This window comes from Protofrankia sp. CiP1_Cm_nod1 (genome assembly GCF_920888515.1).
GTDB lineage: Bacteria > Actinomycetota > Actinomycetes > Frankiales > Frankiaceae > Protofrankia.
Map to the genome: position 1 here is coordinate 1 of NZ_CAKKTM010000079.1, position 3950 is coordinate 3950.

At 74.8% G+C, this 3950-nt stretch carries 1 protein-coding gene and 1 pseudogene; both read left to right on the forward strand.

Annotated elements, in window-relative coordinates; translation table 11 throughout:
- Positions 1–5: 5 nt before the first annotated feature.
- Positions 6–3680 (forward strand): UvrD-helicase domain-containing protein, encoded by a 3675-nt coding sequence (locus NBX02_RS04295; RefSeq protein ID WP_445548261.1) that lies wholly within the window; start codon positions 6–8, stop codon positions 3678–3680.
- Positions 3681–3705: 25 nt separating this feature from the next.
- Positions 3706–3950 (forward strand): annotated as a pseudogene (locus tag NBX02_RS04300) (IS110 family transposase); the annotation flags it as partial.

Here is a 3950-nt window from a genome sequence, read left to right on the forward strand (position 1 = left end):
CCCCGCTGGTCTCGCTGGCTCCGGAGGACCTGCGTGACCTGCTCGGGGTGCCGTTCACCGGCGAGCAGATCGCCGCGGCGACGGCACCGCTGGAGCCCGGCGTGATCGTTGCCGGCGCCGGTTCGGGCAAGACATCGGTGATGGCCGCGCGGGTCGTCTGGCTGGTCGCGACCGGCCAGGTCGCGCCCGGGGACGTGCTCGGGCTCACCTTCACCACTAAAGCCGCGGGCGAGCTGACCGACCGGATCCGCCGGGGCCTGGCAAAGGCCGGCCCGGCCGGCACCGCCGATGATCCTCGGGGCGGCCGTCCCGACCAGCGGGGAGCCGACGCGCTGGCCGCGCCGAGCACGGGCTTCGGGGGCTCCGGAGCTCGGGGCGGCCCTCCTGACCAGCGTGAAGCCGGTGCGCCGGCCGCACCGGGCGCAGGCCACGGCGCGCAGGGCGTCCTTCTCGACCAGCGAGGAGTCGATCTGGTCGCCGGCCAGCGGGAAGGCGGCCCGGCCGGCTACCAGGTGGCCAACGCGTCCCAGCCATCCCCGGGCGGGGACGTCGACGGTGAACCGGTCGTGTCCACCTACCACTCGTTCGCGAAACGGCTGATCACGGACCACGCGCTGCGGCTGGGCATCGAACCGGGGTTCCGGCTGCTCGCCGACGCCACTCGCTTCCAGCTCGCCAGCCGGGTGCTGCGCCAGCACCGCGGGCCGGTCGAGGCGCTGACCCGGCCGATGTCGATGCTCGCAGGCGATCTCGTCGCGCTCGAGGCGGAGCTCAGCGAACACCTCGTCGACCCGGACGCCCTCGCCGCCTTCGAGCTGGAGCGGCTCGCGGAGCTCGAAGCCGCGATCGCCGCCGGCCGCCGTGCCCCGCGGGCCCGTAGCCATGTCGAAGCCCTCGGCCGGATGGCGCTGGCCGCCCGCGCCCGCCGGGAGCTCGCCGCCATGGTGGCGGAGTACCGGGCGGCCAAACAGGAGCTGGAGGTCATCGACTTCGGCGACCTGGTGACCCTCGCCGTCCGGCTGGCGGACAGCGTGCCCGAGGTCGGCGCGCTGGAACGCGCCCGGGCCAGGGTCGTGCTCCTGGACGAATATCAGGACACCTCCGTGGCGCAGCGGCGGATGCTCGCCGGCCTGTTCGGCGGCGGCCACCCGGTGACCGCCGTCGGTGACCCCTGCCAGGCGATCTACGGCTGGCGGGGGGCGTCGGTGGCGAACCTCGACGGCTTCCCGCTGCACTTCCGCCGCCGTGACGGCGAGCCGGCGCGGGTGTACGAGCTGACGGTCAACCAGCGCAGCGGCGGCCGGCTGCTGAGCCTGGCGAACACGGTCGCGGCGGCTCTGCGGGCCCGCCACCGCGTCGCGCGGCTGCGTCCCCGGCCGGACGTCGCCGAGCACGGCACGACGGTGGTGGCGCTGCATCCGACCTGGGCGGGCGAGGTCCGCTGGGTCGCCGCGACGCTGCGGGAGATCGTCGACGCCGGGCGGGCCAGGCCGGGGGAGTGCGCGGTGCTGGTGCGGGCGCGCTCCGACGTGCCCGCGCTGTACGCGGCCCTGCTGGCGGCGGGGCTGCCGGTGGAGGTCGTCGGGCTCGGCGGCCTGCTGAGCCTGCCGGAGGTCGCCGACGTCATCGCGACCCTGGAGGTGCTCGACGACCCCACCGCCAACGCCGCGCTGGTCCGGCTGCTGACCGGCCCACGGATACGGCTGGACCGCCGGGATCTCGCGGCGCTCGGCCGCGCGGCGCGGGCGGCCGTCCGGGCGGGGACGGACCGCGCAGCCTTCCTCGACCGACCGGCGCCCGACCAGCCGGCGTCCGAGCAGTCGGTTTCCGACCAGATGGCCTCCGACCAGCCGGCGCCCGGCCGGTCGGCGCCCCGACAGCCACAGAGCCCCGCCGATCATGACGCCCATGGTGACGGCGCCGGCCGAGGCAGCGGTACCGGCCGAAGCGGCGATGCCGGTTATGGCGACGGGGCTGGTCATGGCGGTCACGGCGGCGCCCACCCAGCAGGCCCGGCCGGCTCGCTCGATCCGCTCGACGAGGCCGTGACCGGGATCGACCCCTGTGACGTGGTCGCGCTCGCCGACGTGCTCGACGACCCCGGCGACGAGGTCTCGCCCGCCGGCCGGGCCCGGCTGCGGATGCTCGCCGGGGAACTGCGCCACCTGCGCGCCCACGTCGACGAGCCGCTGCTGGACGTCATCCACCGGGTTGTCGAGGTCACCGGGCTGGACGTGGAACTGGCCGCGAGCCCCGAGGCGGTCACGGCCCGCCGCCGGGACAACATCGCCGCCTTCATCGACGTCGCGGCGAACTTCGAGGGCCTGGACAACGACGGCTCGGTCCGCGCCTTCCTGGCCTTCCTGCGGGCCGCGCGGGAGCACGAGCGCGGTCTGGACGCGACCAGCCCGTCCGGCGCGGACGCCGTCCAGCTCATGACCGTCCACAAGTCCAAGGGGCTGGAGTGGGAGGTCGTGGCCGTGCCGAACCTCAGCCGCAAGGTCTTCCCCGTCACGACGGTCCGGTCGAAGTGGCCCACGGCGGCCTCCATGCTCCCGACACCGCTGCGCGGGGACGCCGACGACCTGCCGGCGCTGCGCGGCCACGACAAGGCCGCGCTCGCCGGCTTCACCGCGGAGTGCGACGCCTACCTGGAGCGGGAGGAACGCCGTCTCGGCTATGTCGCGTTCACCCGGGCGAAGTCGCTGCTGCTCGGCAGCGGCCACTGGTGGGGGCCGTCGCAGCGCCGGCCCCGCGGGCCGTCGGCGTTCCTCGACGAACTCCACGATCATGCCCGCGCCGGCGGCGGCCGGGTCGCGCTGTGGGCGCCGCCGCCGTCCGAGGGGGAGACGAACCCGCAGCTCGCGGGCATGGATGACCTGGACTGGCCGTTGCCCTACGAGCCGGTCGCCTTCGCCCGCCGGCAGGCCGTCGCGCGGGAGGTCGGCGGGTACCTGGCCGCGCTCACCGCCGGCCGTCCGCTTCCCGACGACGACCACGAGCGGATGACCCCGGCGGAACGGCAGATGCTCACCGAGCTGGACGCCGACGTCGAGCTGCTGCTGGCCGAGGCCCGCCGGGCCCGGCGGGTCGTCCGCGAGGTGGAGCTGCCCCGCGCGCTCACCGCGTCCCAGGTGGTGCGGCTGCGGGCCGACCCGGCGGGGCTGGCCCGTGATCTCGCCCGCCCGATGCCGCGGCAGCCGGTGCCGCAGGCCCGCCGGGGCACGGCGTTCCACTCCTGGGTGGAGGGGATGTTCGAGCAGACCCCGCTGATCGACCTCGACGACCTGCCGGGGGCGGCGGACGAGGGCATCGACGACGCCGATGCCGCGGATGCGGAGGCGCTGCGGGAGGCGTTCCTGGCCAGCCCGTACGGCCGGCGCAGCCCGTTCGCGGTGGAGGCGCCGTTCGAGCTGCTGATCGGCGGCCGGGCGGTCCGGGGCCGCATCGACGCGGTGTACGACCTCGGCGACGGCCGGTGGGAGGTGGTCGACTGGAAGACCGGCCGCCAGCGGGCGGACGCGACACAGCTCGCGGTCTACCGGCTGGCGTGGGCGCGGCTGCGCGGCGTCGCGCTGGACGCGGTGGACGCCGCGTTCCTGTACGTCCGCTCCGGCGAGGTAGTCCGCCCGAACCTGCTCTCCGAGCCCGAACTCGAAGCCCTCCTCACCCCACCATGACCTGGTTTCCACTTTTTGGCCTCAGGAGGACGTCCAGAGCAAACTCAGCGTGGTCACCTCAGACATCTTCGGGGTCTCCGGCCGGGACATGATGGCCGCTCTCGTCTCCAGCGAACGGGACTCGAAGGTCCTCGTGCGGCTGGCCCGGACCCGGCTACGTGGCAAGATCGGCGAGTTGGAAGAGACGTTCACTGGCCGCTTCAGCGATCATTACGCCTTCCTGCTCACCCGAATGCTGGCCCGCATCGACGTAGTAACCACGGACATCAG